Source organism: Blastococcus mobilis (genome assembly GCF_900188025.1).
Lineage (GTDB): Bacteria > Actinomycetota > Actinomycetes > Mycobacteriales > Geodermatophilaceae > Blastococcus_B > Blastococcus_B mobilis.
Genome location: NZ_FZNO01000067.1, coordinates 1 through 3,471, shown reverse-complemented (window position 1 = coordinate 3,471; position 3,471 = coordinate 1). Strand labels below are relative to the sequence as shown.

At 70.7% G+C, this 3,471-nt stretch carries 5 protein-coding genes; 2 read left to right on the top strand and 3 right to left on the bottom strand.

All coding sequences use genetic code 11. The features are described 5' to 3' along the window. Positions 1-305 precede the first annotated feature (305 nt). On the top strand, positions 306-911 hold the full coding sequence (locus CHB94_RS24235) for a transposase (RefSeq protein ID WP_176445744.1): 606 nt from the start codon (positions 306-308) through the stop codon (positions 909-911). A gap of 117 nt (positions 912-1,028) precedes the next feature. Here the strand turns inward: CHB94_RS24235 and CHB94_RS24225 are convergent, their stop codons facing one another. The 3 genes from CHB94_RS24225 to CHB94_RS24215 form a co-directional block, all read right to left on the bottom strand. Beyond that, entirely contained in the window at positions 1,029-1,424 is a 396-nt protein-coding gene (locus CHB94_RS24225) for a TlpA family protein disulfide reductase (RefSeq protein WP_254920891.1), read from the bottom strand. Between the two features lie 116 nt (positions 1,425-1,540). Next, positions 1,541-1,888, bottom strand: a complete 348-nt coding sequence (locus tag CHB94_RS25535) for a thioredoxin domain-containing protein (protein ID WP_176445743.1) — start codon at positions 1,886-1,888, stop codon at positions 1,541-1,543. 8 nt (positions 1,889-1,896) lie between these two features. Next, positions 1,897-2,388 (bottom strand): DUF1440 domain-containing protein, encoded by a 492-nt coding sequence (locus CHB94_RS24215; RefSeq protein ID WP_254920890.1) that lies wholly within the window; start codon positions 2,386-2,388, stop codon positions 1,897-1,899. A gap of 251 nt (positions 2,389-2,639) precedes the next feature. On the opposite strand from CHB94_RS24215, the gene CHB94_RS24210 reads away from it, so the two are divergent. After that, positions 2,640-3,314 (top strand): Crp/Fnr family transcriptional regulator, encoded by a 675-nt coding sequence (locus CHB94_RS24210; protein ID WP_089339095.1) that lies wholly within the window; start codon positions 2,640-2,642, stop codon positions 3,312-3,314. Positions 3,315-3,471 lie beyond the last annotated feature (157 nt).

Here is a 3,471-nt window from a genome sequence, read left to right as displayed (position 1 = left end):
GATCTCCCGCCAGAACAGCCGCTCCACATCCCGCCGCAGCGAAGGCGCACCCGGCGACTTCATCGGCGACCTGCCCGTCAACTCCTTCATCCAGCGCGCTGGCCTGCCCATCGACACCTCCACGATCAAGGTGTTGCGACGACCAGTTGAATCCGCCTTGGGTTCCGCGGTCGGAATGGAAGATCGCGTCATCGCTGACGTGACCGGCGTCGATCGCCATCTGCAGCGCGTCGGTGACCAGAGCGGTGCGCATGTGCGCGGCGGTCTGCCACCCCGCGACCATCCGGGTGGCCAGGTCGATGACGGTGGCCCCGAGTTCCGCGACGGGATCACCGCCCGCGGCTGGGCCTACGTGGTCCAGGTGCCAGAACGACCTGAGCGCGCACGCCGGCGACGCCCGCCCCACGCTCAAGCCCTACTCCGGCCGCGGACGACGACCCCGACCGCGCTACCGAGGCAAGCCGGTCGGCCTGCGCGAGCACGTGCTGGCCGCCGGTCGGGACGCCGCCGTGCAGCTGACCTGGCGAGAGGGCTCCCGCGGGCCGATGACCTCCTACTTTGTTGCCCTGCGGGTCCGCCCGGCGGGGCACCACCAGGCCGCCCGGCGGGCCCAGGACGGCACGCTGCCGGCGGTCTGGCTGCTGGCCGAATGGCCGCCGGAGGCCGCCGAGCCCACCGACTACTGGCTGTCGACCCTGCCCGAGGACACCGAGCTGGCCGAGCTGGTCCGGCTGGCCAAGATCCGCTGGCGGATCGAGCACGACTACCGCGAGTGCAAGACTGGCCTGGGCCTGGATCACTTCGAGGGCCGCACCTTCGCCGGCTGGCACCGGCACGTCACCCTCGTCACCGCCGCTCAGCTGTTCATCACTCTGCTGCGCCACGACCCAAAAGCGGCTGCGCCGGCCTGAGCCTCTACGCGGTCCTGCACGCTCTGCAGGCCCTGCTCGCGACCTGGACCGGCACCTGCATCGTCTCCGGACAGCAAATCCACACCCATCCCCGAGCGCCCACCTAACGAAGCACTACTAGTCTAGGGATCCGGCGAACGTCTGGATGCCTCCGGAGCGGTCGACGAACACGAACGCCGGCTGCGACACGATGCCGAAGCGGCTCCACAGCTCACCGTCCTCGTCGACGAGATGAACAAGGCAACCGGTCCCGGTGTCCGCCACGAAGTCCTGCATCGAGGTGCGATCCCCAAGCCCGGCCACACCGATCACCTCCACCCACCCCGCGTACTCGGCGGCCACCTCCGCGACGTCCGGGGCCTCCGCCCGGCAGACGGTGCACCACGGCGCCCAGAACCACAGCACCGCTGGGCGACCGGCCAGCCGGCTCGAGGAGAACGGCTGCCCGTCGAGCGTCTGACCCCCCAGCTCCGGTGCGTTGCCACGGGCGGCCGCAGGGCAGGGATCAGGCACGCTCTCTGCGGCAGGAGGAGCGGTGCCGGCGGGACCGGTGTCAGGCGAAAAAGCGCTGAGCACGACCACCGCCAGGGCCGTCGCCGAACTGAGCCGGCGGCGACGGTTGGACGCCGTCAGGCCGGCCCCTTACGGGCCTTGATCGGTTGTCCCTCCAGGCCGTGATCGGACTCCTCGTCCCAGGCCGCGAGCAGTTCCTCGGCCGGGGGGTTGCCCAGCCAGCGGACCCGTCCGCCGAGCATGTAAGTCGGCGTTCCCACCAAGCCGGCCGGGCGGGCCCCGGGAGCCGCACGATCGACATCGATCAGCTCGACCGCGGCTGCCGGGCGCAGCCGGCGGAGGTGAGCGACCAACTCCCGAGCCCGCAGGCAGCTCGAGCAGACGGCGCTGACGTAGACCCGCAGCAGCGGTGCCTCGGCGGACGCGGGGCCTTGCCGGTGCCCGCCGTCGCTCCCCGCCGGCACGTCGGCCCTCAGGCCGGGCGGCGGCGCAGCATCGCAGCCGCCACGAGACCCAGCACCAGCCCGAAGGCCACGTGGCCGACCAGACTTAGGAGGGTCGTGTCGTTAATGACGAAGAGCGGCATCCCGAGGAAGGCGGGCATCAGCAGCAGCGGGCCGATCACCCACAGGACCACGCCGTACACGGCGCCGAGGGGCAGTGCCCTGCTGAGGCCATGGATAAGGCCGGCGAGGGCCACGGTGAACGCCGCGCCGAAGAAGGCGGATATGGCCAGGTGGACCACCCACCCGACTGCCACCGAGCTGCTCCCCACCAGCTGGGCGACCATCCCCATCATGTCCATGAGTTGCATCATGACGCCGAAGACCAGACCCCCGGCGAGGCCGCCAACCACCCCGGCGGTCACTCGCTGGAGGAGGGCTGCCCGCCCAAGCCCGGCCGTCGTTGCAGCAGTCGTCGTGCGCATCGTCGTCCTTCCGCTGTCCCGGCGGGCGTCGGTCACCCACTGAAACTGGACGCTAGGGACGGGGGCCGTGCCGATCTGTGTGCCAGCACACACTTCGGACATCCGGTGCGTGCCACAGTGAGCCCTACGGGCGGTCCGCGAGCCAGGCCGCCGAGGACGGAACGGTGGCGGAAGGGGCGAGCAGCATTGTGACGGCCCGGGCCGGCGGAGCGGCCGCGCCATCCCCCAGGACGCCGGTCTTCTGCCTATCCGAGGTCGAGATCTTCCAGGACCTCAGCCAGCAGGAGATGGCTGATCTTGCTGCACGCGCTCCCATGCGGACAGCCGCGGCGGGAACCCTGCTCTGGTCGCCCCACGAGCCACACAACGTGCTGTTCATCGTCAAGGCCGGATCGGTCCGCATCTACCGGCTCTCGCCCGAGGGCAGGCGCCTGACGCTGGCTGTGCTGGGCCCCGGAGCGCTGTTCGGCGAGATGGAGCTGATCGGCCAGCGCATGGGGGAGGGGTTCGCGGAGGCTCTGGAGCCGAGCGTGCTGTGCCTGATGAGCGAACACGACGTCCGCACGATGCTGCTGTCCGACACCCGCATCGCGACCCGCATCATCACCGGGCTGGGCCGACGCCTCGCCGAGGTCGAGCAACGGCTCGCCGACACCGTCCTGAAGACCGCGCCCCAGCGGGTGGCCGCCGTCCTCTGCCGGCTGGCCACTGCGGCCCCGGAGTCCGGTCTCTTCGCGCCGCGGGGCTTTCACATCCGGCTCACGCACGAGCAATTGGCCGAGCTCGTGGGCACCACCCGCGAGACAGCGACGAAGCTCCTAGGTGAGCTGCGGGAGGCCGGGCTGATCAGGCTTCACCGCGGCGGGATCGTCGTCCTGGACCTGGAGGGACTGCGTGCGGTCGCCGAGCACTGGGACCTCGGGCTCGGGTCTCCTCACCGGCCGGCGCGAGCAGGGGAGTGAGACGGAGCAAAAAGCTCGCTCGTTCCCGGCAGCAATCACGTCCGGTCAGCCGATCGCCGTTTGGATCCGGCGTCGACGATCTGCTATGCGCGTCGACGACGAGGTCCGCGGCCAGCTCGCCACCAGGTTCGAGGTGCTGCTGCCGCATCTGAACGAA